The sequence below is a fragment of the Flavobacterium lacus genome (genome assembly GCF_003268815.1).
GTDB lineage: Bacteria > Bacteroidota > Bacteroidia > Flavobacteriales > Flavobacteriaceae > Flavobacterium > Flavobacterium lacus.
Genome location: NZ_QLSV01000003.1, coordinates 277,491 through 302,010, shown reverse-complemented (window position 1 = coordinate 302,010; position 24,520 = coordinate 277,491). Strand labels below are relative to the sequence as shown.

Below are 24,520 nucleotides of genomic sequence, written 5' to 3'. Positions count from 1 at the left end.
TAGATTAAAAGCAATACATTGAAATTTAATAAATTACTACCTATACTATTTGCATTGAGTTTGCTTTCGTGCGAAAAAAAGGTTGACAAAGTCACAATAGAAGAAGATGTTAAACCAAAAGTTCCGATAATCGTTGAATTCGGATTCACTTTAAACGATTATTTGGTTGTTCAGGATACGATTAAAAGTGGTGATACCTTTGGAAAATTATTAGAAAATCATAATATCGGAAACTTTAAAGTACACGAAGTAACCGAACAAGTGAAAGATAGTTTTAACATGCGTGATATTCGCATTGGCAGACCGATTACCTTACTTAAATCGAAAGAAAACCCCAACCAACTTCAGGTTTTTATTTATCAAAAAGATAATATTAACTATAGCGTAGTTGATTTTCGGGATACGATTGTAAAAGCATTCAATAAACAAAAACCCATCACCATCAAACGAAGAACTATTGCAACGGCTATTTATGGTTCGCTGTCTGAAACGTTAAACAAAAATGGTGTAGAGGCTGGTGTGGCTAATAATTTGGCTAAGATTTATGAATATTCCATCGACTTTTTTAAGATTCAGAAAGAGGATAAATTTGCTGTAACTTTCTACGAAAAATATATTAATGACACGATTTATGCGGGTGTTGACCGATTAGAAAGCTCATTTTTTGAGCATAAAGGAAAAAAAATCTATGCTTTTCCATACAAATTAGACAGTTTGTCAAAAAAAGTGGATTATTATGATGAAGAAGGAAAAGGATTGAAAACCATGTTCTTAAAAGCTCCGTTGGATTTCTTTCGAATCTCTTCCCGATTTTCGCCCAAACGATTTCATCCCGTTCAAATGACCTGGAAAGCTCACAAAGGAACCGATTATGCTGCTCCACACGGAACACCAATTAAAACCACAGCTTCCGGTGTTGTTGAACGCACAGGGTACACGGCAGGAAACGGAAATTTTGTCAAAGTAAAACACAACGGAACCTATGCCACCCAATACCTTCACATGTCGAAAATTTTAGTTAGACAAGGGCAACATGTGGCACAAGGCGAAGTAATCGGAAAAGTGGGAAGCACAGGATTAGCAACCGGTCCACACGTGTGTTATCGCTTTTGGAAAAACGGCGTGCAGGTTGATCCGCTTTCACAAAAATTACCGAATACCGAACCCATGAATGCAAAACACAAAGCAAAGTATTTAGCATACATTGCTCCTTTAAAGAAAGAATTAGATAGTATAGCGACTCTTAAACTAAAATAAAATGGCCTTAGAAAATACAAATCCATCCGGAACAGCAGCTTGGCAAAATTTACGAAAACATTTTGAAGACATGCAATATGTCTCGATGCAGGAACTTTTTGAAAAAGATGCTAAGAGAGCAGCTAGCTTTCATTTGCAATGGAACGATTTTTTGGTCGATTATTCTAAAAATATTATCACTCAAGAAACCATGAACCATCTTTTGGATTTGGCAAAAGAAGTGAATTTGGAAGATGCCATTCAAAAATATTTTGCCGGAGATATAATCAATCAAACCGAAAATAGAGCGGTTTTGCATACGGCTTTGCGAGCTCCGTCTGATTCAAAAATTGTGGTGGATGGTCAAAATGTGATGCCGGAAATTTATTCGGTTAAAAATAAAATCAAGAATTTTACCGATGAAGTTGTCAATGGTAAAAGAATAGGATTTACCGGGAAACCATTCACCGATATTGTAAACATTGGTATTGGTGGTTCCGATTTAGGCCCGGTGATGATTGTAGAAGCCCTTCAATTTTATAAAAATCACTTAAACGTTCATTTTGTTTCCAATGTGGATGGCGATCACGTGAATGAAGTGATTAAGAAATTAAATCCTGAAACTACTTTATTTGTCATTGTTTCCAAAACGTTTACTACGCAAGAAACCTTGTCCAACTCAGAAACCATTCGGAATTGGTTTTTAACATCCGCCAAACAAGAAGATGTTGCCAAACACTTTGTAGCGGTTTCTACCAATATTCAAAAAGTAACGGAATTCGGAATTCACCCAGACAATGTTTTCCCGATGTGGGATTGGGTTGGCGGACGATTTTCGCTCTGGAGTGCGGTTGGCTTAACCATTAGTTTAGCTGTTGGTTTTGATCATTTTGATAAATTATTAAAAGGAGCCAACACCATGGATGAGCATTTTAAAACGACACCGTTTGAAAAGAATATTCCGGTCGTACTAGCTTTGCTAAGTGTTTGGTATAACAATTTCTTTGGTGCAGAAAGTGAAGCCTTGATTCCGTATACGCAATATTTACAGAAATTGTCTTCCTACTTGCAACAAGGAATCATGGAAAGCAATGGAAAAAGCATCGACCGCGATGGAAATCCGGTGAATTATCAAACCGGAACGATTATTTGGGGTGAACCGGGAACTAATTCGCAACACGCCTTTTTTCAATTAATTCACCAAGGAACAAAATTAATTCCAACTGATTTTATTGGCTATGTTAAATCGCTTCACGGCAATCAGGATCATCACGACAAATTGATGTCTAACTTTTTTGCTCAGACCGAAGCGTTGCTAAATGGAAAATCAGCTGAGCAAGTTTCGGCAGAATTCGAAAAACTAGGAATTGTTGGAGAACGAGCCGCCTTTTTAACGCCTTTTAAAGTGTTTTCCGGAAACAGACCAACCAATACACTTTTAATCAATAAACTAACTCCCGAAAGCTTAGGTGAATTAGTTGCTTTATACGAACATAAAATATTTGTACAAGGTGTAATTTGGAATATTTTCAGTTACGATCAATGGGGAGTTGAGTTAGGAAAACAACTAGCGAATTCTATTTTGGATGAAATTAATTCCGGTAAAGCGAAACAACACGATAGCTCTACGAATTTTTTATTGAAGTATTTTTTAGATAGAAAATAGTATTTTCATTCCGTAAAGCGAAAGAGACTTAATCATTTAAAATAATGAATCAGTCTCTTTTTCTTTTTTTGATTATATTTGTTATTCAAAAAAATCAATGCTATGTACGAATTATTACAAAAACTTCATTCTTGGTGGGCTTATTTAGCTCTTATTGTGCTTTTTATTGCTGTTGTTAATGCCTTGATTGGCTATGCTTCTAAAAAATCATTTGAATCTAAAGATTTACGTATTTCACTTTTTGCACTAATTTTCACTCATGTTCAATTATTATTGGGATTAGCTGTTTTCTTTGTTTCTCAAAAGGGATTTAAAGCTTTTGAAATTGAAGGAGCAATGAAAAATCCGGAATTACGACTCACCATGTTAGAGCATCCTCTGATTAATATTATTGCGATTATTTTAATCACCATTGGTTGGTCTACACACAAAAAAGCGGCTTTAGATGCAAAGTTTAAAAAGATTTTATTCTTTTACGGAATTGGGTTAGTGCTAATTTTAAGTCGACTTCCATGGAAATCATGGTTAGCCTAAAGTAATATAAACCACGTTTTTCGTGGTTTTTTCATTTTTGGAACATTATTTGTTAAATGAAACAAACACTCAAAAGTTGGATAATGAAACATAAAACCGAACTCCTCGTGTTTGGCCTATTTGCCTTACTTTTTTTTAGTAGCTTTTCCTTCAAAACAAAACGTTTTGAACAACCTGCCCTACAGCGATTGATTCTAAAAGACACAATCAAAAATGACCTTATCAAAAATGATAGTATTAAAATTGAAGCCAACTATCGTTTTAAATTATACAAAAAAGGAGCTCACGCTTCTTACTATGGTGATAAATTTACCGGAAGAAAAACAGCAAGCGGTCAAATTTTTGACAATCAAAAATATACGGCGGCACACAAAAAATTACCATTCGGCACTAAGGTTCGAGTAATCAATGAAGCCAATGGCGAATCAACTATTGTTACTGTAAACGATCGTGGTCCATTTACAAAAGGGCGAGAAATTGATTTAAGTAAAAGAGCTTTCCGCGATATTGCCCGACATCACGGCTATGGTTCTATGAAAGTAACCATCGAAATTGTAGAAGAAATCAAAGACAGTTTAAACATAGATTAATTTTTATTTTAATTTACTTCCTTTTGCTGCCCACCACGGCAGTACCTCCACGTCTAATCGACCTGCTTTTACAGCCGGATCAAGTTTAGCTAAACTGTCGGCTTCTTTGATAGTTTCAGTATTAAAAAGTAAAAAACCGGCCACCGTTTCATGATTATCAGAAGGTCCGGCTAAGCTGATTTTCCCTGTTTTATCTAGCCAAGCAATGTGAGCCATGTGTCGCTTTTGAAGTTCTGCAGCGTCCTCTTTAGAATGATTTCTGTTAACCCCTTTTTTCAACAAAACCAAAAAATATTTTTGCATTACATAGGTCGTGTCACCTTCTTGATACGAAAACGTTTCATGGTTTGTTTTTACAATTTTTTTATTTGCCGGAATATCTGTTTTGGTGTTTTGAACTTTTACTGAGCTACAAGAAACGAATAAAACAGAAGAAAGCAGAAAGATGAATTTATTCATTTTTTCCAGTTTTTATAAGGGTTTTGGCTTAAATAAGCGTTGTAGTAGCGTTCGTCATTCGTTACTTCAATTCCTAACCAATCTGGTTTTTCAAACGATTCTAATTCAGATTGCAATTCAATTTCGGCAATGATTAGTTCCTCATTCTCACCAAAAAATACATCCACTTCAAAAATGTGATTGCCTTTTTTTATTTCGTAACGAATTTTATCAATTACCCCTTTTTCGCATAGCGATAAAAGCATTTCGGCTTCAGTAAGCGGAATTTCTTTTTCCCATTCCAAACGACTCATGCCGGATTCGTTTCCTTTTCCTTTAATAGTCAAAAACCCTTTTTCTCCTTTAATACGAACACGAACTGTTCGCTCCGGCACCGAACTGATATAGCCTTGTACAATTCTATTTTGACAAAAAGCTTCCTTCATAAAAGCATCAGAAACTACTAAAAATTTACGTTCGATTTCAATCATATAATTATTTTTCACTACATTGTAAGGTAAAGATAATTCAATACATTCGTAAAATAAAAAAAAACAGTATATGCCTAATTGGTTTGTAAAGAAGGAAAAGAAAACGTTAGCTGAAATCGTCAAATTTTACTTTGATGAAAATCGTCGTTGGAAAGAAACCGACGACAATCATGATGTATTGGTTGAAATTGTTTCTTCCATCCGGCCCAAAAAACCAAAAACTATTGTAGAAATTGATTTGACTGATTTAATCACTATACTAGCCGAAAATAAATCTATTGCAAATGAATTTTCAACCTATCTAACCACATTATTTTCAGAAAAAAAAATCAGTAAAATTTTAACTGATGCAGCAATTTTGCAAGATGTCGCCTTCTTTCATGAAATTAAAAAACGAGCTTTTGCTAAAATTTTACCGTATCAACACCCTATCGATTCGCTTGAATATGTTTTAAGCCAAGTTTTTTATAGTGATACAGATCCCCTTTGGATTAGTAAAATTCCACAAGCACAAATTGAAGAACTTTATGATTTGTTAGGTTTTACTTCGATTTATGAAACAATTAAACAAAATTCTGTTTTATCAGAAATCATGATTTCGATGTCCTTAATTTCTCAACGGATGAGTGGTCGTGCCTTGGAGTCGGACGTGCTGAAAATGGTGCCTGAATATTTTCATTATGAAAGTCCGTTTGCCTCTTTTGAAAAGGAACTACATTTAATTGAAAACAGTTTGCGTGAGAGTAAAAACAGTCATTGCATAACTTCAGATAGTTTGTCGTATAAACAACTGTTGGTTTTGCATAAGCAGTGTGAGGAATATGTTAAAAAAGCGTTTACCAATTCATCGAAATACGGAATTACCATACATGTGAACCAGAGTTTGCTTAGAATTCGGCAACAATTGTATCGTTTAAAAATTTTACTTCCATTACTCACGGTTGATAAAAAAATTGATAAAAAAAGGAATAGTATTCGGTTGGTGTATAAACTCATCAAATACAATTGTACCCGAAATAATCTTCGCACTTTCATCAAAGAAAGTACGCAATTGTTGTCGTACGAAGTCACGCAACATACGGCCAAAACAGGTGAAAAATACATCACGCAGTCTACAAAAGAGTATTTTAAAATGTTCAATACGGCGTTGGGTGGCGGATTTATTGTTGGGATTTTGTGTATCATCAAAGTGTTGCTTTCTAAATTAGATGCCAGCGATTTTGGTTATGCTTTTTTGTATAGTATGAATTATTCGATTGGGTTTATTGCGATTTATCTTTTGGGGTTTACGTTAGCCACCAAACAGCCCGCAATGACTGCCGCTGCCTTGATTAGAGCGTTACAAGACGGAATGAAAAAGGAAGATTCTGAAGAAAAACACCAAGTATTTGCCGTGTTTTTTGCCCGTGTATTTCGATCGCAGTTTATTGCTTTTGTTGGGAATGTAATCATGGCTTTTCCGATTTCGTTGTTGGGAATTTGGTTAATCGATTTAGCCTTTGATTCTAATATTGCCGAAACGAAGTGGAAAACATTGGTGACTGATTTGAGTCCGATTCATTCCATGGCAATCTTTCACGCTGCCAATGCCGGATGTTTCTTGTTTTTATCCGGAATTATTTCGGGAAGTGTGGCGAACCGTGATAAACATTACGAAATTTATCAACGTATTAAAGAACATCCGTTTTTAAAACGGACTTTCGGAAAAGTGAAAGCCGAAAAATTGGCGAAATTGTATGAAATGAAATGGGCTGGAATTATCTCCAATTTCTGGTTTGGTATTTTTATGGGAACAACCGCTTCGGTGGGTGTTTTTTTCGGACTAAACTTAGACATTCGACACATTACTTTTGCCAGTGGAAACCTAGCGTTAGGGCTTTACGGCTCCAATTACACTTTAGATAATTGGATGATTTTTTGGGGCGTTTTTGGCATTGGTGTCATTGGATTAGTTAACTTTATCGTGAGTTTTAGTTTGTCGTTGGGATTGGCTTTTCGATCCAGAGATATTCCGTTTACCGAGTTGCGAAGCATTACCGTTTCGATCTGGCAACATTTTAAACGCAGGCCTTTTTCATTCTTTTTCCCAACAGGAACCAATGCTTTAACCCAAGATGGAGGAGATAAAACTTCGCAAAATAATTCACATTGACATGGATGCTTTTTATGCGTCTGTGGAGCAAAAGGATTTTCCTGAACTAAAAGGAAAGCCTTTGGCTGTGGGCGGAAGTGAAATCCGCGGTGTCATTTCTGCTGCTAGTTATGAAGCTCGGAGATTTGGCGTTAGGAGTGCTATGAGTGGTCTGCAAGCCAAGAAACTGTGTCCGGAATTGGTTTTTGTTAGACCTCGATTTGAACGTTACACCGAAATTTCAAAAATAATTAGAAAGATTTTTTATGAATACACCGATTTGGTCGAACCGCTTTCGTTAGACGAAGCCTATTTGGACGTAACACAAAACAAAAAAGGAAACCCGAGTGCATCGTTGCTTGCACAAGAAATTAGAAAACGCATTTTTGAAGAAACAGGTTTGACTGCCTCTGCCGGAATTTCCATTAATAAATTTGTGGCAAAAGTGGCCTCCGATTACAACAAACCTAACGGACAAAAAACGGTAAATCCCAATGATGTTGAACCGTTTTTGGAAGCCCTAGACATTCGAAAATTTTATGGTATTGGAAAAGTAACTGCCGAACGCATGTATCAATTGGGTATTTATACCGGAAAAGATTTAAAAACCAAAAGTTTAGCATTCTTAGAACAGTATTTTGGTAAGAGTGGTGTGCACTATTACTACATTGTTCGCGGCATTCATAACAGTCCGGTAAAACCGAATCGCATTTCTAAATCGGTGGGAGCCGAACGAACGTTTAATGAAAATTTGTCCTCCGAAGTCTTTATGGAAGAACGTTTGGAAAGCATCGCCAAAGAACTCGAACGACGTTTACAAAAATACAAAATCGCTGGAAAAACGGTAACCTTAAAAATAAAATATTCCGATTTTTCACAACAGACCCGTAGTAAAACCTTACCTTATTTTATTTCGGATAAATCGCTATTATTAGAAACCGCCAAAGAATTATTGTACCAAGAAAAACTAAAAGAATCCGTTCGTTTGTTGGGCATTTCTTTAAATAATTTGAATACAGAAATTAAAAAAACGGTAGTGGTGCAGTTGCGATTTGAGTTTTAGAAATTTTTGAAGTGTCTCCCTACAAGTAAGTATTTGAATTTAATCTTTATGAACCACAGGAATGTAAAACCATTATACATTGTCTGATGCAAACCATTCTGCGAAAGAAGTTTCCGTTTCCTGAAGCTTTAAGGAATGTAGTTTGATTGAATCCGGAAGACGATTTTTAATTTTCTCTGCAAAATCAATCACCATGTTTTCGCTGGTGGGTTGGTAATCAACCAAAATGACGTGGTGATCACGATTTTTAAGCTCATGAGCCAATTCAATATGTGGCGTGTTTTGATTAAAAACGGTAGCATGATCAAACAAATCAACGATTTCCTCTTTCACAATTTTTTTCAAATCACCAAAATCGATGACCATCCCAAATTTTACATTTGTATTATCCATAATTGGAGTTCCGATAACCGTAACAGAAAGTTTATAACTGTGCCCATGCACGTTTTTACATTTTCCATCATAGCCGTACAACGCATGCCCGGTTTCAAAACTAAATTGTTTGGTAATTCTAATTTTTGCCATTGCACTTAAATTTCGGAACAAAGATAAGGAATGCTACTGGTTATTTTCTCTTTTTTTAGCGGCATAATACATCCAATAGGCAATTGCAACTAATGCCACAAAAGGGACAAAAGACCCAATAATTAAACCAATTTGGTAGGAATCATCGGGAGCATTTTCAAGTTTCTCTTTTAAATCAACAGTTTGAACTAGCACCAGTAAACTTTTCATTTATATTTTAATTATACAACACAAAATTAAGAATTAATAGGTAAAATCAACCTTTTAAAAAATTAAAAAGTAAATCATGTGATTTATAATAAATTTAATTAAATTTGCCACCGCCTAGGGGATGTAGCTCAGTTGGCTAGAGCGTTTGGCTGGCAGCCAAGAGGTCGTGGGTTCGAGCCCCATCTTCTCCACTTATCAAAACCGTAAGTATCAGTAAATATGATAGTTACGGTTTTTTACTTTCTAAGGATTTTTATTTCTTATGAATTTAAGAAAATATACCACATTAAAATTAAGTATTTTAAACAACGTGATTCTTCTACAATAAAAACACCTTACATTCGTTTTAATTTTCAATAAATTATTCAAGATTTGTTTGTTAATTAACATTTAAAATAGTAAAAAATGAAATTTAATTTTATCCTTCTTTTTCTTTTTATGAATTTTGCATGTTTCAGCCAATCTGCAAAAGAGCAGAGAGACCCTTTGTATCAAAACGATTATGAAGCTGAATTAATGCATGAAAACAGTTCTATTGTAATTTCTAAATACAAATCTTCTACGGTGAATGAAATTAGTTTGATTTTAAAAACAGAAGCAAAAAAGTGTCCCGACACAAAAGGTATTTATTTAACTCTTTCGGATGGGGAAGTATTGCGTTTTGATAATCTTGAAGTTAATTGCTCTACTTCAAACATGAAGAATTTTTTTTTGAATGGAAACGTTATTTTAAGTGAGGAATTGTACCTAAGATTGTCGCAAACTGAAATTAAAGAATTTAGTTTGGGCAACCACAGTGTTCCAGTAGTTTATAAAGAAAAAGAGGAGAATCTTAAAGGCTTATTTAAAATTTCAGAAAGTTTTTAATTCTGAATTCACTACTACTTCACAAATATTAACAGAAAAACTCCGCTAAGTTAGCACTTGCGGAGTTTTTTTTTGAACAAATTGAATTTCTATTTTAAAGCAAAACATTGTTTATCATTAATAAGTAAACAATACCTAATTACGCATCCGGCAACGGATCTCCTACTTTTACATCACAACGGTGATGCGGTTGACCATGAGCCGGATTATTCTTTGGCTTGGGTGTATTGGAATTAGTTGTCGTAGTAATCGTGGTTTTTGAGTTTGCATCTCGAACAACACCTTCTTTATCTTTAGAGGTGATTTGAGTTGCTTGGGGGCTAGGTGCAGGAGTAGATGCGACAGCCGGAGCCGGATTCGCTTGTTGCTCGCTTTGAACCGTTTTGAAAAATGATTTCGGTGCATTTTGCTCTACCGTTGCAGGCGTTGTTCCTTGTGCTGGAGCTGAACCATCCAAAGGTGCACCCACCGCAATTTCGCATTTGTGAAAAGGTTGTCCGTGTGGCGGATTTAATTTAGGAGGCTGTCCTGCCTGAGTTGCTGTTTGTGTAGCTGCCGGGGCCGGAGTTGTGGTAATATTCGAAACATCATTTGTTGCAGGCGTTTCGGCAGCAGTTGTTTCTGTTTTTTGTTCCGTTGGAGCGGATGCTTCCTCTGTATTTTTACATGATGTAAAGAAAAGTGAACTCCCCAAAAGGAAAAGTAATAGTGATTTTGATTGCATAACATTGATTTTTTTCAATATCAAATATAATAATTTAAATTAGGATTGGCTTTTATTTTAACAAATTGGTTTAAAAATAAGCCCGTAACTGAACACTTCCGGTGTGAATTGTATCACTCGTTTCACTTTTTCTCCCTTGGTAATTCACATTCACATCTAAATATTGTGTCAGGTTTTTTTGGACTAACAATCGCCACGTTTGGTTTCTTCCGGGCTGAAGTCCTTCCAACATTTGAAAACCTACTGCCGATAAGGCATCGCCTGTAAACTCATTGTTATAAAGCGAAAATTCTCCGTTCATCGTAATTTTTTTTTCACCCGCATACGTGAATGAAGTGCCTAACCTACTCTGATTCAACGTTTCGCTATTACCCAACTGATTTTCTTTGTTTTGAATTTCATAAAACACATCCAAACTGGTGTTTTTAGAAAATAAATAACTCACTTTGGGTGCAATTTGATAGCCTAAAATATCAAAATTTCTAGCCGGAAAATTATCAGAACTACTTTCGGTGGTAAACGTTTTTCCCGATAAGGCAAACAACCAACTCTTTTTTAACAAATGAGCATATTGCACTTGATGAGCCAAATTTTTATTTTCTTGTGAACCGATGGAAAGCAAATTTTTGGTTCTACTGTTTAAAATGGAATAAGTAACCGAATGATTTTGTTTCCCTCGGTTATAAAAGAAACTATTCATAAAACTCGAGTTCAATCCCAATAACTCCGATTCATCGCGTTCAAACGGGTTAAGGTTGAAATTATCCGAATTACGTTCAATCTTCCGATCAATTAAAAACGAAGTTTGATTATAGAAATAGGATAATAATTTCTTAAATCCCTTATCATTCTGCCAAACGGACGGATTCAGCGTAAGCGAAAGCGAAAATTTGTTTTGATGGGTTTTGATAAATACTTGATTAGGCAAAAACACGCGAACATATTTGGCTTGGTCTGGAAAAGGAGCAATTTCAAATTCTTGCAATTCTTGAATGCCATTACCGTTGTAATCATTCCACATAAAAACACCTTGACCAGGCTCCACTTCCAAATACGTAAATTCTTGTTGTGGTAAGGTTCCGGAAGCCGTTTCATAGGCTGTGGTGAGCAACAATAATTGTTTAAAAAAACGATCGTTATACAAAATTCGGGAATTCAATGATGGTTCGTTTGGTCGGGAAGCATCTTCAAATTGAAGGTTTCTGTAATTGATAAAAACACTTAAATCGCTTTTTTCGGTTTGTAATAATCTCGATTTTAAATAATAAGAATGTGAACGATTCACCCGTTGCACAAAACCGTTTTGTAAACTGTCGTTCACACGATGTAAATAGCCTACTTCCATATATACTTTGGTAGAATCGCCTCGTCCAACAAATCCGCCGTATTCTAAAAAGCGTTGACTGAGTGGGGAAAAAGTATTGGTGGCTACAATTTTTTCGCTGTTGTCTTCCAAGCGTAGACTGCCACCGACCCAATTTTTTTTCCAATCATATTTTACTTGTGTTTCGCTTCGGGCAAAAGTGGAATTGGCGAATGAACCATCACTTTTCATCAAACTGCTGTTGTTTGTAATTGTCCAGTTTTTGTGACGCAAACGACCATTTAAGACATGACGAGTACCAGAGAAATTATCTGAAAAATCCAATTTTTCCAGTTGATAATTAGCAAACCCTTTTTCAGGATGATTCCATCGAAGTCCGGAAACAACCAAACTTTGATTTCCGGTTGGAGAAGTTAGGTTCCAATCGCGGTCAAACTCAATCGTAAATAAACGTTCAATGGTTCTAAAATCTTTTTGTACAAATTGCACATTCGCAAACGCATCTAACGTCCAGTTTTTGGTGAACAGTCGTTGGTTAGCGTTCAATCTTCCTGCAATTCCTTGGTTATCATCATTATCTAAATTGGAATATAAATTCAAATCATTATTGCTGATTCCAACTTCAAAATCAATAGTTGTTTTGTCAGTCGGATTGTATTTTCCCATCAACGTAGCAATCTGGATTTTGGTAGGTGCAATCAGGCGAATAATAGGTTCATAATTTCCTTGCGGAATGCCGCCGATAGGCTCTACATAGTTGTAAATTCTACCAACAGCTTGGTTGTTGGCTAAGATGTAATTTCCTTGGTTATTGCCCACCAATGAAAAACGAACGTTGTATAAAACTTCTTCCGGATTGTTGGAAAACTCAAATACTTCCACACCGGAAATCAGTATTTTTCGATATAAAATCTTATTTTCAGAATAGGTATCAATATAGGCAGAGGGAGCATTCATCAAATTGATATTGTCTCCCGCATTTTTTAAAATTTCAACTTGTTCCTCGGATAAATCTTGTTGCAAAGGTTGATTTTTGACGTCGTTTTCAGAATAAATAAATCCGCCGATACTCCATTTTTCGCGTTCATGCGTTGCACCGCCATAAGTGACAAAACGGGTGAAACTTCGGTCGGAATATTGATATTCAATGTTAATTCGCATTTCGGAATTGATGGGAAAAAGGGAAGTAAACGTAACTTCTCCAGCATTATAATCGATGGTGTAGTGATTATTTTCACCGCGTTGTAGCAAAATACCATTCACAAAAACTCGCTCAGAACCCGAAATCACAAGTACATATAATTCGCCGTTGTTGCCCCGCAGTTTATACGGCCCCTGGTTTCCTTCTTGGCCCACAAAAGTGCTTTTGGCATATTGCCCTCGAACAAGAGCTGCGGAGGCGAAAAGGGTGGTTTTGTTTCCTTCTTCGCCCAAACGAAATTGGGTGGATAAACCTTGCACTTTTTTGTTGAAATTTAAAAAGCGAGATTGTCGGTTTTCCAAAAATAAATCACCGGCTCGAATGTTCCATTTGTCGGAATATAATTCGATAAAAATCTGATCAAATTCATCTAATTTTTGAGAATATCCACCTTCCTGCAAGGGAATATTGCTATCTTGAATGGAAGCTCGCAAACTCACTTTATCCGACAATTTTCCAGCAATTTGCAAATCTAGATTTGAATTAACTACTGCATTTTGGTTGTTTCCAATGGTTACACCTCGTGTGATACTTCCCGATGTGGTGAGTCCGTCAAACGGTTTAAAATTGTTGACACGGTCTTTGGAAAGTGAGTACAATTGCCCGTTTCCCCTGGCATTTGGAACGACTTTACTTTCGTCATAAATGCTATATGTTTTGGTTAAATATTCCGGGAAAGTAAGGTATCGAACGGTCAATGTGTCGTTGGATTGATACTTGTTTTTGAAAACAAGTGTTCCTTTTTGGAAATTTACGGTATAAAAAGCGGTATCGATTGGGTTGTCATTTCCATCTAAAACTTTAAAAAACGACTTGTTAATACTCACTTTTTCCAGGGAAATCGTATCGGTTGAAACGGTAATTTTTTTCTTTTTATAAGGTGTTTCGCTTTCCTGAGCCCACAACCCGGAAACCATAAGCAACAACATCCCTAAAAAGCAATTTTTCAACATAGTTATAGTAACTCTAAAAACCCAAAAGTAGTATTTTTAAAGGTTAAAAATGTGGGTTAATATGTTTATAATTGGAATACGTTCTCTAAATAAATGCTGGTTTTTATAAAAGAAATTGCTAGCAATAGAAATATAAAAACCGAATTCATATTTTATAAAAAGAAAGAGCACCATAAGGTTACAATCTTCAATTACAATAAATTAAAACATTTTTGTTTGTGCTTACACGTTCTTTAAAAACTATGACTCTTTTTTTTCTTTAATCATCAATTCAATTTGACTATAATAATTTTTCAGTTGGCGGTTTAGCTTTTGAAAGCGATAAATACCTATAATTACCAATATTATCGTTAATCCCAATGAGATGTAGCCAATAAATTTGATGCTTTCAAAACCTTCTAATTGAATGATAGCAATCCCACCTAATAATAAGTAAAGTGATGATCTTATGTAAGAAAGCAAGGTTCTTTCGTTGGCTAACTTGGTTCTTTCCATCGCCAAATAATCGCGGAGAATGATTTCGTCCCGATTTTCAAATTTGCTGGAAAAACTAAAGATTCTTTTAATATTCATTGCCATAGTAAGGAAAATCTATTTTGGATTGAATATAAAGTTAAGTATAAAACCTTATTTTATCGAATGAAACAAAAATAAAATTTTAGATTTGGTATTTTATCGCTTGGTATTTTACAGTTCATTTCACTATTTTTGGTTTGTAATAAAAGCCAAAATGTATAAACCGTTTGTTTCGTTAAAAAAAGAACCCATTCGCTTTGTGGTAGCTATCCCAACCATCAACCGAGCAGATTTATTGAACGAAACTTTAGCTAAATATTTTAAAGATTTCAACGAAACTCCTATTGTGATTTGCGATAATGGGAATCAGGAAATCATTTCTCGCAATCATAACTTTGAAATTCTTCGACCGGAAGCCAATTTAGGTGTAGCCAAAAGTTGGAATTTACTCATGGAATTTGCTGACAATAATGGAGCTACACATGTGTTAATGCTTAACGATGATGTTTATTTAGGCAAAACGGAAACACAAATTCAATCTGTTTTACAAATTTGGAAAAACATGCACTTTATTAATTCTTACCAACAATGGAGTGCCTATATTCTTACTGTTCAGGCTTGGAAAGAATTTGGAAAGTTTGATGAGAATATTTTTCCTGCTTATTTTGAAGATAATGATGCCCATTACCGTATGAAACTGCTGGATATGAATATGGTTTATACTGAAAAACTTAATCCGGTTATTTTTAGAAATTCGATGTCGATTGAAAAAAATCCTAAACTCAATGAAAGTTTTTTCAAAAACCGAAGATATTATATTCAAAAATGGGGCGGACCCCCGGAAAAGGAAAAGTACTGTATTCCGTTTGATGGAAATTTGCACTAACTTTACTTTATTTGATAATTTTTACTTCTGTTTCTTTCATTAAATTCAATAAAAAAAGAGCTGTTTTAATGCAAAACAGCTCTTTTAAGAAAAAATAATAACCTTTATTATTTTGGCATTACCACAGTATCAATGGCGTGAATCACACCATTTGAAGCGGCAACATCTGCAATTACTACAATTGATTTTCCTCCATTGGCATCAGTTAAAACTACTTTACCGTCCACCAAACTCAAAGTTATTTTTCCGCCTTGAACAGTAGCTACTTCAAACTTACCGTTATTGGCGTTAATAGCCTCAATTACTTGAGCAGCTTCAAACTTTCCGGCTACAACATGGTACGTTAACACGGCTATTAATTTGTCTTTACTCTCCGGCTTTAATAATGTTTCTACGGTTCCTGCAGGAAGTTTTTCAAAAGCTGCATTAGTTGGAGCAAAAACAGTAAATGGCCCATCGCTACTTAATGTTTCAACTAATTCCGCTGCTCCAACAGCCGTTACTAAAGTGCTGAAATCAGCGTTTCCAGAAGCTACACCAACAATGTTTGGAGTTTCAATGACTTCTGCTGGTTCTTCTACTGTTACTACTTCTTCCGTAACTTCTTCCTTTTTGGCTTCACCACAAGAGGCAAAAATAAGACCTGTTAATGATAAAATGGTCAATGATTTAATTAGTTTCATTTTTATTTTTTTTAATTAATTAGAATGTAAAGATACCCGTTTTAAATCTTTGTTTAATTTTTTTAACAAAAGATTAAACAAATTTTAGCTGTTATCGTTTTTATCCGTTAACCAAACTTTGTGAGATGCCTCCTCCGTTGGCATGACAAGATTGGGGAAAACCGCAACTTGAAACATGAAACTACTCTTTTGCCACCACCTGCAACGTCTCTCGGCTAATCTGTTTCACTAAAACCGTTTTGTTCTCCTCTACCATCTGAGCCGCTTTTTCAGTAAAATGACGAATCGTATAGAGCGAAACATTTTCGTTATACGAAACTTTAAATTTTTTGGAAAGAATCTTTTTCAACTCCGGAAAGTTTCCAAATTTATCTTCGATACAAACCGAAAAGCTAATCGCCGTATTTTGAATCAAACTTACTTTTATTTTATAATCGTGAAACAACGCAAAAATCTCGCTGATGTTTTCCTCCATAATAAACGAAAAATCAATCGACGAAAGCGAAATCAATAACTGATTTTTTTTTACAATAAAGCAGGACGTTTGCGGTTCCAAATCAGCACCTTTATACACTCTAGTGCCCGGCAAAAGCGGATTGATAAATGATTTAACAAATAGCGGAATTTCCTTTCTTTGCAAAGGCTGCAATGTTTTCGGGTGAATGACAGAAGCTCCGTAAAACGCCAACTCAATCGCCTCACGATACGAAATTTGATTCAGCAAAACAGCATTCTCAAAATACCTTGGGTCTGCATTCAACACTCCCGGAACATCTTTCCAAATGGTGACACTTTCGGCATTCAAACAATACGCAAAAATAGCTGCTGTATAGTCCGAGCCTTCGCGGCCTAACGTGGTGGTGAAATTATTTTCATCCGAACCCAAGAAACCTTGCGTAATGTTCAACGCTTTTTTCTTTACATTTTTTGAAATCAACTTATGCGTTTGCTCCCAATCCACAATCGCATCACGATAGGTCGCATCGGTTTTTATAAACTGACGAACATCCAACCAATTGTTTTTCATGTTGCAATGGTTGAAATAGTGACTCACAATCGTCGTCGAAATAATTTCACCATAGCTCACCACCTGATCATACACAAAGTTGTAATTAGGCGATTTGTTGTGGCTCAAAAAATAATCCAATTCCTCAAAATGAACGTTCACCGCTCTAAAAACCGGATGTTTATCATCTTCAAACAACTCCAACAAAATCTGGTTATGGTACTTTCGTACTTCCTGAATAGAAGCTTTCAATTCGGGCGATTTTTCAAAGTAATGCTTAATCACGACTTCCAACGCGTTGGTGGTTTTTCCCATGGCAGAAATCACAAGTAACACATCTTCGTGTCCCACTTTTTGTAGCACAGACAATACGTTTTTTACACCTTCGGCATCTTTCACTGATGCACCTCCAAATTTGAATATTTTCATGAGTTCAATTAGTCAATTTGCCAATGTGGCAATTAGTCAATTAGTTATTTTTTCAAAAATTTTTCGATTCCCTCTTCATCCATCTGCACCACTCGCCAATCATCCAACACCTTCGCACCCGATTTTTCATAAAACCGAATCGCCGGTTCATTCCAATCCAGCACATTCCATTCAATGCGTCGCACCGCGTCTTTCTTGCCTTGCTTCATAATTTCGGTGTAAAGAGCCAAACCCGCTCCAGTGCCACGATGAGCTTCCTTCACAATCAAATCTTCCAAATGAATCGTCTTCCCTTTCCAAGTTGAATACCGATAATAATACAACGCCATTCCAATGATTTCGCCATTCAATTCGGCCACAAACGTTTGAAAAAGTGGCTTTTCTCCAAAACCATCACGTTCTAAATCGGCCACCGTAACGACTACTGCATCGGGTTCTTTCTCAAAAACGGCAAGCTCTTGAATCAACTTCAAAACAACGGGCATATCGTTTATTTCTCCTTTTCTGATGTTCATTTTTATTGGAAGCTATTCCTGCCATCCGCTACATCCCGATAGCTATCGGGATCGCCACAAAGCTAAAAATGCTATAAACCGTCAAGAGCTTCCGTTGGTCGCTTTGACGCTTCAAGCCTTTTAAAGCTCTGTTGCTGCGTGCTTTCCGCTACTGTCAGGGCTATTAATCGTGCACAAAAATACAATTCTTTAAGATAACAAAATAATAATCTGATTTGTATCACAAAAATTTCGATATTTGTGCCACTAATACAACTACAACGTTTTCGTAATGGAAGAGAGAAACAAAACACTAGGTGAGTTCATCATCGAAAAGCAAGAAGAATTTCAATATTCAACCGGAGAATTATCACGCATCATCAACTCCATCCGACTAGCGGCCAAAGTAGTGAACTACAAAGTAAACAAAGCCGGATTGGTCGATATCGTTGGAGCGGCAGGCGAACAAAACATTCAAGGCGAAGACCAACAAAAGTTAGATGTTTATGCCAACGAAGTCTTTATTCAAACCCTTATCAACCGAGAAATTGCGTGCGGAATTGCCTCCGAAGAAAACGATGACTTCATCACCGTTGCCGGCAGCGACAACTGTCATAACAACAAATATGTGGTTTTAATGGATCCATTAGACGGTTCATCTAATATCGATGTAAACGTTTCGGTGGGAACAATTTTCTCCGTTTACCGACGTAAAACTCCAATGGGAACTCCGGTCGCAATCGAAGATTTTCTTCAACCCGGTGTGAGTCAAGTAGCCGCAGGATATGTAATTTATGGAACATCAACAATGTTGGTTTATACCACAGGTCACGGTGTAAACGGATTTACGTTAAACCCGGCGATTGGTACATTTTACCTTTCCCATCCAAATATGCGTTATTCCGAATCAGGAAATATCTACTCGATAAATGAAGGAAACTATGTTCATTTTCCGCAAGGCGTAAAAGATTATCTAAAATATTGTCAGTTAGAAGAAGAAGATCGTCCGTACACTTCCCGTTACATCGGAAGTTTGGTTTCCGATTTTCACAGAAATATGATTAAAGGTGGAATTTACATTTATCCAACGAGTTCAAAAGCTCCCAATGGTAAACTTCGTTTGTTATACGAATGTAACCCAATGGCTTTCTTAGCCGAACAATCCGGCGGAAAAGCATCTGACGGTTTCAATCGTATTATGGAACTTCAGCCCACCGAATTGCATCAACGCGTTCCTTTCTTTTGTGGTAGCCGAAAAATGGTAGAAAAGGCAGAAGAATTTATGGCGAAGTATAAATAAATTTTAATGGCTTAAAAGTTTAAACTAATCCTACCTTTCTTTCGCTAAAAAATGCCCCAAATAGTGTGTAACTTTTTGGGGCATTTTCAAAATTTTGAGGCTTTTCGTTTATTTATTCATATTTTGCATCTCAAACAAAAACGTATCCAAATCTACATTATGCTCCAACAGCGAAAGGGCTTTATCAACAATATAATTCACGTTTCCGGGTGTAAATCCTAACGATAAGGCAAACTTTGTTAAAAGTTCTTTTTGCTTTGGTCCCAAAACATGGTCAGCATAAACCATTCTAGCCAAATCATACAATCGCTCTAAACGGTGAATATAAAGATATGGTGGATTGATAGAATATTTCATTGGGTTTTCCATGATTTCTTCATATTCATCTTTAGAAATCTCCAAGTTTTTGGCAAGTTTATCAATAAACGCCTTTTCTTCTGATGTTATGTTACCATCGCTCAAAGCGACACGAACAATGGCTGAAAAATGACCTTTATTTCTGTTTTTAAATCCGCTATCGAATAATTCTGAAATTGACATATGTTTGTATTAAATTGGTTATGCAAATATAATTCTATTTCTAATTTTTTTAAAAGAAATCCCTATTTTTCTTTTCATGAAAAGCGTTTCTTTAACATCAATTTAAAGGTTTCAAGATTAGCAGTTTCAAAATAAATCGTAAGTTTGAATTCCCTAAATTTTAAATCTATTATCTATGTCTGAATTTTGGTTGTATTTTAACATTGGTCTTCAACACGTTCTTGATATAGACGGTTATGACCATGTGCTTTTTCTCATCGCGTTAACGGTTCCATATACTTTTAAAGATTGGAAAAGAGTACTTATTTTAGTTTCGCTTTTTACATTAGGTCATACATTGGCTCTTGTACTTTCCGTTTTTGAAGTGGTCATTATTAAAGCCAGTTTGGTTGAATTTATGATTCCGATTACTATTTTAATTACAGCCCTTTTCCATCTTTTTACCGCCGGAAAATCAGGAAAAAAAGAAAGCATAACCTTTGTCGCTTTTGTGACATTATTTTTCGGAATTATTCACGGATTGGGTTTTTCAAACTATTTTAAGTCCATTTTACCGGGCGAAAATGTTGATAAATTAGTCCCGCTTTTAGAATTTGCACTCGGAATCGAAGTCGCTCAAATTATAGTTGTATTTATTGTTTTACTTTTGTCGTATATTGTTCAAACATTTTTCCGTTTTTCAAAGCGGGATTGGACATTGGTGATGTCGTCTTTTGTAATCGGAGTAGTTCTTCCGATGATTATTGGTAGCGACCTTTGGAGAGGATAATATAATACAACGGATGTTAAAAAATGAATAAAAAGAAATTAAATAAATACGACAAAGCCTACCTTCGTATCGCTAAGGAATGGAGCCGTTTATCCTATTGTAAACGAAAGCAAGTAGGTGCGATCATTGTGAAAGACCGTATGATTATTTCAGATGGTTACAACGGAACGCCTTCCGGTTTTGAAAACTGTTGTGAAGATGAAGATAATGTTACTAAATGGTATGTGCTTCACGCAGAGGCGAACGCTATTTTAAAAGTAGCAGGTTCTACTCAATCGTGTGAAGGAGCAACCCTTTATATTACGCTTTCACCGTGTAAAGAATGTAGTAAACTCATTCATCAATCCGGTATAAAAAGAGTAGTTTACCATGCTGGTTACAAAGATGATAGCGGAATTCAATTCTTAGAAAAAGCAGGTGTTGAAGTTGAATTAATTGAAGAGTTAGAATAATTTTTCCTGTTAGGAAAGCCACAAAGTGAAAATTAAAAAAATATATTGGCCTATTGTACTCTTTTCTGCTATTGCTTTGGGAGTAGTTGTTGGTGGAAAATTGAATACATTTTCTCCTCAGGCTTCTTATTCACCCAATAGTCATAAAAGCAAACTGAACCGTTTAATCGATTTTATCGAAAGAGATTATGTTGATGAGATTGATACCGATAGTATAGTTGATTTAACCGTTAACGGTATTCTTGAAAAATTAGACCCACATTCGGTTTACATCACCAAAAATGAATTTGAGAGCGTTTCAGAATCCATGCGTGGCGATTTTGTTGGAATTGGTGTGAACTTTTACATGTACAAAGATTCTGTTGCGGTAATCAAACCTTTACATGGTGGCCCATCGGAAAAAGCCGGAATTAAATCGGGTGATCGAATTTTGTATGCCGACAAGTATAAATTATTCGGTAGAAAATTGCCAAACGATTCTCTTTTTCCAAAATTAAAAGGCGAAGTTGGTTCAGAAGTTACACTGACATTATTCAGAAAAAGCGAAAATAAGCAACTCAAAGTCAAATTAAAAAGAGATATTATTCCGATTAAGAGTGTCGATGTTGGTTTGATGATTAATCCAACAATCGGTTTCATCAAAATCAACCGTTTTGCAGAATCTACTTATAAAGAATTTAAAATCGAATTACAAAAACTCAAAGCAAAAGGAGCCAAAACCATTGTGTTAGATGTACGTGATAACGGTGGCGGTTACTTAGACCAAGCCGTTAAAATTGCCGATGATTTTTTAGTGAAAGACGCTCCCATTGTTTCCACCAAAAATAAAAAAGGACGAATTGATAAAACGAAAGCAACGAGTGGCGGACTTTTTGAAAACGGAAAAATAATTGTTTTAATCAACGAAAATTCTGCTTCTGCTTCCGAGATTTTAGCCGGAGCCATTCAGGATAATGATCGCGGTCGGATTATCGGACGACGTTCTTTCGGAAAAGGGTTGGTGCAGCGCGAAATGCCGTTGGGCGATGGTTCGGCTATTCGTTTAACTGTTGCTCGATATTACACTCCTTCGGGAAGATCAATTCAAAAACCATATGTAGAAGGGAATGAGAACTATTTTAATGAATTTGAAAAACGTTTTTACAGCGGAGAATTATACGAAAAAGACAGCATTAAAGTAGCTGACAGTTTAAAATTTAAAACCTTAAAAGGCAGAACGGTGTATGGCGGAGGCGGAATTATTCCCGATGTTTTTGTGCCACTAAACGGAAAACATGGTGATGAATCCACCGAAATGCTCATGCAGTCCGGCATTGTAAGCTATTTTGTGTTTGAACAATTAGACCAAAACCGAAAAGAATTTGAAGGATTGTCTTTTGATTTCTTTAAAAAGAAGTTCGAAGTAAATAACATATATGTAGATAAGTTTGAAAATTACCTCAAATCAAACGGAGTTTCGTTAAATTTAGACAGCCATAAAGCGATGGTAAAAATCTATTTGATGGCAGAATTTGCTCGACAATTGTTTGATGAAGAAAAATACTTTGAAATTCGATTGAAAAATGATTTGATGATTCAGGAGGTATTGAAGAAGTAACTCAATTTTAATGATGACAGATTTAGTCAATTTTTTTTTATGAAGATGGCTTTTCAACTGAGTTTTATAAAATCCGAAAGTTTTATAAATGGAATGAAGTTGAAGAAATTATCGCATATAAAGTTGATATATTTGCAGAAGATGTAATTTGTATTGAACTTTTTTTTAAAGATTACAAACTTCTTTTTACTGAAGAAACAAAAGGCTGGGATGAATTTCTAGATAGAATGCATCACTATTTCCCTCAAATTAATCAAAATTGGCGATTTGATATTGTGAAACCTGCTTTCGTAAGAAATGAAACGATAATTTTTCGGTCAGACAGATAACAGACAACCGATAACTATTTCTTCGTGCTATCATGCACCTGAACGTGCACACCACCATTCCACAACGTTAAAATGTCCGTCGCCACAGCAGCACCGCTTCCGGCAGCAATAGACAACTGACTTCGCCATCCGGCTAAAACACCGCAAACGTAAACTCCGTCTTTCACCAAATGATCGTGGTTTCTTAATTGAATTCGGTTTTTCTCCGGATTTGTTTTTTGATGTGGCACTACAAATTCTTCTAAACCTTCAATCGTAAAAGGATTACCTGCTCCAATACCAATTACAATTAATTTCGTTTGATATATATTTTTGTTGGTTGTAACCGAAAAACTTCCGTTTTCACCTTCAATTTTCAGTACTTTTTCGTTTGGAATTTGTTGAATGTGCGGATAAACCGATGACAAATGAGCTACACTTTCGGTTAATAATTCACTGCCTAATTTTCCGGCTTCAATACCATACGCATTATTAAACAATGCATCTTGCAGTGAGGAAGCTTTTTGGTGGGAAATTAAAGCGATTTTTTTATCGAAAGCAAATGGTTTTGAATGAGCAGAGCCAAGTAAAAGAGCACAAGAAACTCCCGAAACGCCACCGCCAATGATGAGTACATCCAACATAATTATTGGTCTTTTAGTTTGTCTTCAATGGATTTAGACATTCTAAAAATAAGAAGGATAATGATTGCACAAGACGCAGCGACAATTCCGATTAAGGCAATCATACTTTCTTGTTCAAACAGATTAGAAAAATCTAACTGAGTAACATTAAAAGTAATTAATCCGAATGCCAAGGCAATAATGATGTAAGTGAAAATCTTCATTTCTAGTAAAATAATGATACAAATATAAGTTTTATTAGTCTATGCAAAAAGACCTTTAACATTAGCCGCAAATAATTTAACAGCAATGGCAAGTAGCACTACACCAAACACTTTTCGAATCACGCTAAGTCCATTTTTGGTCAGAAAACGTTCAATTCTGGCGGATGATTTTAACACACCATACACCAAGATAATATTCAGAACAATGGCAATAATGATATTAATTGTTTGAAATTCTGCTCGAATTGAAAGTATCGTTGTCATCGTTCCGGCTCCGGCAATCAGCGGAAAAGCTATAGGCACGATGGAAGTTGAAGTTGTATCTTCATCGCGGTATAATTTGATTCCTAAAATCATTTCCAATGCCAAAAAGAAAAGCACAAATGAACCGGCAACAGCAAATGAATTAATGTCGATGCCAATTAATTTCAAAATCGTTTCTCCCACAAACAAAAAGGCAATCATAATGATACATGCCACAATAGAAGCTTTTTCTGAGTGAATGTGTCCGGCTTTTTGTCTTAAATCAATAATAATTGGAATACTTCCTACAATATCAATTACGGCAAAAAGCACCATGGTTGCTGTAAAAATTTCTCTTATATCTAATTCCATGTTATACAAATTTTGAGCAAAATTAGAGTTTTAAAACGGCTTTTCCATAAAATACCATTAATTATAACAATCAGTTTCTCGGAAACCTTTGTACCTTTGTGCCTTTAAACTTTGCATCTTTTAAA

General features: G+C 35.6%; 26 protein-coding genes and 1 tRNA gene. 13 read left to right on the top strand and 14 right to left on the bottom strand.

Annotation, left to right across the window (positions count from 1 at the left end; translation table 11 throughout):
- Positions 1 to 18: 18 nt before the first annotated feature.
- The 4 genes from B0I10_RS04475 to B0I10_RS04460 all read left to right on the top strand — a co-directional run bounded on the left by B0I10_RS04475 (position 19) and on the right by B0I10_RS04460 (position 4,026).
- Positions 19 to 1,257 carry a M23 family metallopeptidase gene (locus B0I10_RS04475; protein WP_112085290.1) on the top strand — a complete coding sequence of 413 codons (1,239 nt, stop codon included), beginning with the start codon at positions 19 to 21 and terminating at the stop codon, positions 1,255 to 1,257.
- Position 1,258: 1 nt separating this feature from the next.
- Entirely contained in the window at positions 1,259 to 2,902 is a 1,644-nt protein-coding gene (gene pgi, locus B0I10_RS04470) for a glucose-6-phosphate isomerase (RefSeq protein WP_112085289.1), read from the top strand.
- A gap of 102 nt (positions 2,903 to 3,004) precedes the next feature.
- Positions 3,005 to 3,436: a hypothetical protein gene (locus B0I10_RS04465; RefSeq protein ID WP_112085288.1), complete on the top strand. Its 432-nt coding sequence runs from the start codon at positions 3,005 to 3,007 to the stop codon at positions 3,434 to 3,436.
- Between the two features lie 83 nt (positions 3,437 to 3,519).
- On the top strand, positions 3,520 to 4,026 hold the full coding sequence (locus tag B0I10_RS04460; protein ID WP_112085332.1) for a septal ring lytic transglycosylase RlpA family protein: 507 nt from the start codon (positions 3,520 to 3,522) through the stop codon (positions 4,024 to 4,026).
- A 3-nt stretch (positions 4,027 to 4,029) separates the two neighbouring features.
- Here B0I10_RS04460 and B0I10_RS04455 read toward each other — a convergent pair whose 3' ends face one another.
- Both B0I10_RS04455 and B0I10_RS04450 read right to left on the bottom strand, forming a co-directional pair.
- Entirely contained in the window at positions 4,030 to 4,485 is a 456-nt protein-coding gene (locus tag B0I10_RS04455) for a YciI family protein (RefSeq protein WP_112085287.1), read from the bottom strand.
- Positions 4,482 to 4,955 (bottom strand): CYTH domain-containing protein, encoded by a 474-nt coding sequence (locus B0I10_RS04450; protein ID WP_112085286.1) that lies wholly within the window; start codon positions 4,953 to 4,955, stop codon positions 4,482 to 4,484. The genes B0I10_RS04455 and B0I10_RS04450 overlap by 4 nt, the downstream gene beginning before the upstream one ends.
- A 70-nt stretch (positions 4,956 to 5,025) precedes the next feature.
- Here B0I10_RS04450 and B0I10_RS04445 point away from each other — a divergent pair, with 70 nt between their 5' ends.
- Together B0I10_RS04445 and dinB are read left to right on the top strand one after the other, a co-directional pair.
- On the top strand, positions 5,026 to 7,107 hold the full coding sequence (locus B0I10_RS04445; RefSeq protein ID WP_112085285.1) for a recombinase: 2,082 nt from the start codon (positions 5,026 to 5,028) through the stop codon (positions 7,105 to 7,107).
- A complete protein-coding gene (dinB, locus tag B0I10_RS04440) occupies positions 7,070 to 8,149 on the top strand; it encodes a DNA polymerase IV (protein WP_112085284.1) in 1,080 nt (359 codons plus the stop codon). The genes B0I10_RS04445 and dinB overlap by 38 nt, the downstream gene beginning before the upstream one ends.
- A gap of 72 nt (positions 8,150 to 8,221) precedes the next feature.
- On the opposite strand, the gene B0I10_RS04435 is transcribed toward dinB, so the two are convergent.
- Both B0I10_RS04435 and B0I10_RS15620 read right to left on the bottom strand, forming a co-directional pair.
- Positions 8,222 to 8,674 (bottom strand): 6-pyruvoyl trahydropterin synthase family protein, encoded by a 453-nt coding sequence (locus B0I10_RS04435; RefSeq protein WP_112085283.1) that lies wholly within the window; start codon positions 8,672 to 8,674, stop codon positions 8,222 to 8,224.
- Between the two features lie 33 nt (positions 8,675 to 8,707).
- Positions 8,708 to 8,884: a hypothetical protein gene (locus B0I10_RS15620; RefSeq protein ID WP_181456888.1), complete on the bottom strand. Its 177-nt coding sequence runs from the start codon at positions 8,882 to 8,884 to the stop codon at positions 8,708 to 8,710.
- Between the two features lie 117 nt (positions 8,885 to 9,001).
- On the opposite strand from B0I10_RS15620, the gene B0I10_RS04430 reads away from it, so the two are divergent.
- Positions 9,002 to 9,075: transfer RNA gene (locus B0I10_RS04430), tRNA-Ala, on the top strand.
- Positions 9,076 to 9,289: 214 nt separating this feature from the next.
- Positions 9,290 to 9,751 carry a hypothetical protein gene (locus B0I10_RS04425; RefSeq protein ID WP_112085282.1) on the top strand — a complete coding sequence of 154 codons (462 nt, stop codon included), beginning with the start codon at positions 9,290 to 9,292 and terminating at the stop codon, positions 9,749 to 9,751.
- A gap of 139 nt (positions 9,752 to 9,890) precedes the next feature.
- Here the strand turns inward: B0I10_RS04425 and B0I10_RS04420 are convergent, their stop codons facing one another.
- The 3 genes from B0I10_RS04420 to B0I10_RS04410 all read right to left on the bottom strand — a co-directional run bounded on the left by B0I10_RS04420 (position 9,891) and on the right by B0I10_RS04410 (position 14,532).
- Entirely contained in the window at positions 9,891 to 10,475 is a 585-nt protein-coding gene (locus B0I10_RS04420) for a hypothetical protein (protein WP_112085281.1), read from the bottom strand.
- A 70-nt stretch (positions 10,476 to 10,545) separates the two neighbouring features.
- On the bottom strand, positions 10,546 to 13,953 hold the full coding sequence (locus B0I10_RS04415; RefSeq protein ID WP_112085280.1) for a hypothetical protein: 3,408 nt from the start codon (positions 13,951 to 13,953) through the stop codon (positions 10,546 to 10,548).
- A 240-nt stretch (positions 13,954 to 14,193) separates the two neighbouring features.
- Complete coding sequence (locus B0I10_RS04410) at positions 14,194 to 14,532, bottom strand: DUF202 domain-containing protein (protein WP_245942948.1); 339 nt, start codon at positions 14,530 to 14,532, stop codon at positions 14,194 to 14,196.
- 151 nt (positions 14,533 to 14,683) lie between these two features.
- Here B0I10_RS04410 and B0I10_RS04405 point away from each other — a divergent pair, with 151 nt between their 5' ends.
- Positions 14,684 to 15,355: a glycosyltransferase family 2 protein gene (locus tag B0I10_RS04405; protein ID WP_112085279.1), complete on the top strand. Its 672-nt coding sequence runs from the start codon at positions 14,684 to 14,686 to the stop codon at positions 15,353 to 15,355.
- Positions 15,356 to 15,462: 107 nt separating this feature from the next.
- Here B0I10_RS04405 and B0I10_RS04400 read toward each other — a convergent pair whose 3' ends face one another.
- From B0I10_RS04400 to B0I10_RS04390, 3 genes are all read right to left on the bottom strand, one after another.
- The gene (locus B0I10_RS04400; protein WP_112085278.1) at positions 15,463 to 16,038 is read right to left on the bottom strand and encodes a fasciclin domain-containing protein; all 576 of its coding nucleotides are present in this window, start codon (positions 16,036 to 16,038) and stop codon (positions 15,463 to 15,465) included.
- A 181-nt stretch (positions 16,039 to 16,219) separates the two neighbouring features.
- The gene (locus B0I10_RS04395; protein ID WP_112085277.1) at positions 16,220 to 17,473 is read right to left on the bottom strand and encodes an aspartate kinase; all 1,254 of its coding nucleotides are present in this window, start codon (positions 17,471 to 17,473) and stop codon (positions 16,220 to 16,222) included.
- Positions 17,474 to 17,517: 44 nt separating this feature from the next.
- Entirely contained in the window at positions 17,518 to 17,988 is a 471-nt protein-coding gene (locus tag B0I10_RS04390) for a GNAT family N-acetyltransferase (protein ID WP_112085276.1), read from the bottom strand.
- A 271-nt stretch (positions 17,989 to 18,259) separates the two neighbouring features.
- On the opposite strand from B0I10_RS04390, the gene fbp reads away from it, so the two are divergent.
- Positions 18,260 to 19,267 carry a class 1 fructose-bisphosphatase gene (gene fbp, locus B0I10_RS04385; protein ID WP_112085275.1) on the top strand — a complete coding sequence of 336 codons (1,008 nt, stop codon included), beginning with the start codon at positions 18,260 to 18,262 and terminating at the stop codon, positions 19,265 to 19,267.
- Between the two features lie 108 nt (positions 19,268 to 19,375).
- On the opposite strand, the gene B0I10_RS04380 is transcribed toward fbp, so the two are convergent.
- Positions 19,376 to 19,807 (bottom strand): tellurite resistance TerB family protein, encoded by a 432-nt coding sequence (locus tag B0I10_RS04380; protein WP_112085274.1) that lies wholly within the window; start codon positions 19,805 to 19,807, stop codon positions 19,376 to 19,378.
- A gap of 175 nt (positions 19,808 to 19,982) precedes the next feature.
- Here B0I10_RS04380 and B0I10_RS04375 point away from each other — a divergent pair, with 175 nt between their 5' ends.
- The 3 genes from B0I10_RS04375 to B0I10_RS04365 are packed head-to-tail and all read left to right on the top strand — an operon-like array spanning position 19,983 to position 22,625.
- Positions 19,983 to 20,576: a HupE/UreJ family protein gene (locus tag B0I10_RS04375; protein ID WP_112085273.1), complete on the top strand. Its 594-nt coding sequence runs from the start codon at positions 19,983 to 19,985 to the stop codon at positions 20,574 to 20,576.
- A 23-nt stretch (positions 20,577 to 20,599) separates the two neighbouring features.
- Positions 20,600 to 21,028 (top strand): deoxycytidylate deaminase, encoded by a 429-nt coding sequence (locus B0I10_RS04370; RefSeq protein WP_112085272.1) that lies wholly within the window; start codon positions 20,600 to 20,602, stop codon positions 21,026 to 21,028.
- 25 nt (positions 21,029 to 21,053) lie between these two features.
- Positions 21,054 to 22,625, top strand: a complete 1,572-nt coding sequence (locus B0I10_RS04365) for a S41 family peptidase (protein WP_112085271.1) — start codon at positions 21,054 to 21,056, stop codon at positions 22,623 to 22,625.
- 343 nt (positions 22,626 to 22,968) lie between these two features.
- Here the strand turns inward: B0I10_RS04365 and B0I10_RS04360 are convergent, their stop codons facing one another.
- The 3 genes from B0I10_RS04360 to B0I10_RS04350 are packed head-to-tail and all read right to left on the bottom strand — an operon-like array spanning position 22,969 to position 24,395.
- The gene (locus B0I10_RS04360; protein ID WP_112085270.1) at positions 22,969 to 23,577 is read right to left on the bottom strand and encodes an FAD-dependent oxidoreductase; all 609 of its coding nucleotides are present in this window, start codon (positions 23,575 to 23,577) and stop codon (positions 22,969 to 22,971) included.
- A 2-nt stretch (positions 23,578 to 23,579) separates the two neighbouring features.
- Positions 23,580 to 23,780 carry a hypothetical protein gene (locus tag B0I10_RS04355; RefSeq protein WP_112085269.1) on the bottom strand — a complete coding sequence of 67 codons (201 nt, stop codon included), beginning with the start codon at positions 23,778 to 23,780 and terminating at the stop codon, positions 23,580 to 23,582.
- A 39-nt stretch (positions 23,781 to 23,819) separates the two neighbouring features.
- Positions 23,820 to 24,395 (bottom strand): MarC family protein, encoded by a 576-nt coding sequence (locus tag B0I10_RS04350; protein WP_112085268.1) that lies wholly within the window; start codon positions 24,393 to 24,395, stop codon positions 23,820 to 23,822.
- Positions 24,396 to 24,520: the final 125 nt, after the last annotated feature.

Bases quoted from the DNA above. Each gene is read 5' to 3' on its own strand.
- B0I10_RS04375 (WP_112085273.1), top strand. From the start codon at position 19,983: ATGTCTGAATTTTGGTTGTATTTTAACATTGGTCTTCAACACGTTCTT.
- B0I10_RS04450 (WP_112085286.1), bottom strand. From the start codon at position 4,955: ATGATTGAAATCGAACGTAAATTTTTAGTAGTTTCTGATGCTTTTATG.
- pgi (WP_112085289.1), top strand. From the start codon at position 1,259: ATGGCCTTAGAAAATACAAATCCATCCGGAACAGCAGCTTGGCAAAAT.
- B0I10_RS15620 (WP_181456888.1), bottom strand. From the start codon at position 8,884: ATGAAAAGTTTACTGGTGCTAGTTCAAACTGTTGATTTAAAAGAGAAA.
- B0I10_RS04455 (WP_112085287.1), bottom strand. From the start codon at position 4,485: ATGAATAAATTCATCTTTCTGCTTTCTTCTGTTTTATTCGTTTCTTGT.
- B0I10_RS04380 (WP_112085274.1), bottom strand. From the start codon at position 19,807: ATGTCAATTTCAGAATTATTCGATAGCGGATTTAAAAACAGAAATAAA.
- B0I10_RS04420 (WP_112085281.1), bottom strand. From the start codon at position 10,475: ATGCAATCAAAATCACTATTACTTTTCCTTTTGGGGAGTTCACTTTTC.
- B0I10_RS04425 (WP_112085282.1), top strand. From the start codon at position 9,290: ATGAAATTTAATTTTATCCTTCTTTTTCTTTTTATGAATTTTGCATGT.
- B0I10_RS04405 (WP_112085279.1), top strand. From the start codon at position 14,684: ATGTATAAACCGTTTGTTTCGTTAAAAAAAGAACCCATTCGCTTTGTG.
- B0I10_RS04370 (WP_112085272.1), top strand. From the start codon at position 20,600: ATGAATAAAAAGAAATTAAATAAATACGACAAAGCCTACCTTCGTATC.
- B0I10_RS04415 (WP_112085280.1), bottom strand. From the start codon at position 13,953: ATGTTGAAAAATTGCTTTTTAGGGATGTTGTTGCTTATGGTTTCCGGG.
- B0I10_RS04460 (WP_112085332.1), top strand. From the start codon at position 3,520: ATGAAACATAAAACCGAACTCCTCGTGTTTGGCCTATTTGCCTTACTT.
- B0I10_RS04390 (WP_112085276.1), bottom strand. From the start codon at position 17,988: ATGAACATCAGAAAAGGAGAAATAAACGATATGCCCGTTGTTTTGAAG.
- B0I10_RS04355 (WP_112085269.1), bottom strand. From the start codon at position 23,780: ATGAAGATTTTCACTTACATCATTATTGCCTTGGCATTCGGATTAATT.
- B0I10_RS04435 (WP_112085283.1), bottom strand. From the start codon at position 8,674: ATGGCAAAAATTAGAATTACCAAACAATTTAGTTTTGAAACCGGGCAT.
- B0I10_RS04350 (WP_112085268.1), bottom strand. From the start codon at position 24,395: ATGGAATTAGATATAAGAGAAATTTTTACAGCAACCATGGTGCTTTTT.
- B0I10_RS04465 (WP_112085288.1), top strand. From the start codon at position 3,005: ATGTACGAATTATTACAAAAACTTCATTCTTGGTGGGCTTATTTAGCT.
- B0I10_RS04410 (WP_245942948.1), bottom strand. From the start codon at position 14,532: ATGGCAATGAATATTAAAAGAATCTTTAGTTTTTCCAGCAAATTTGAA.
- B0I10_RS04360 (WP_112085270.1), bottom strand. From the start codon at position 23,577: ATGTTGGATGTACTCATCATTGGCGGTGGCGTTTCGGGAGTTTCTTGT.
- fbp (WP_112085275.1), top strand. From the start codon at position 18,260: ATGGAAGAGAGAAACAAAACACTAGGTGAGTTCATCATCGAAAAGCAA.
- B0I10_RS04400 (WP_112085278.1), bottom strand. From the start codon at position 16,038: ATGAAACTAATTAAATCATTGACCATTTTATCATTAACAGGTCTTATT.
- B0I10_RS04395 (WP_112085277.1), bottom strand. From the start codon at position 17,473: ATGAAAATATTCAAATTTGGAGGTGCATCAGTGAAAGATGCCGAAGGT.
- dinB (WP_112085284.1), top strand. From the start codon at position 7,070: ATGGAGGAGATAAAACTTCGCAAAATAATTCACATTGACATGGATGCT.
- B0I10_RS04445 (WP_112085285.1), top strand. From the start codon at position 5,026: ATGCCTAATTGGTTTGTAAAGAAGGAAAAGAAAACGTTAGCTGAAATC.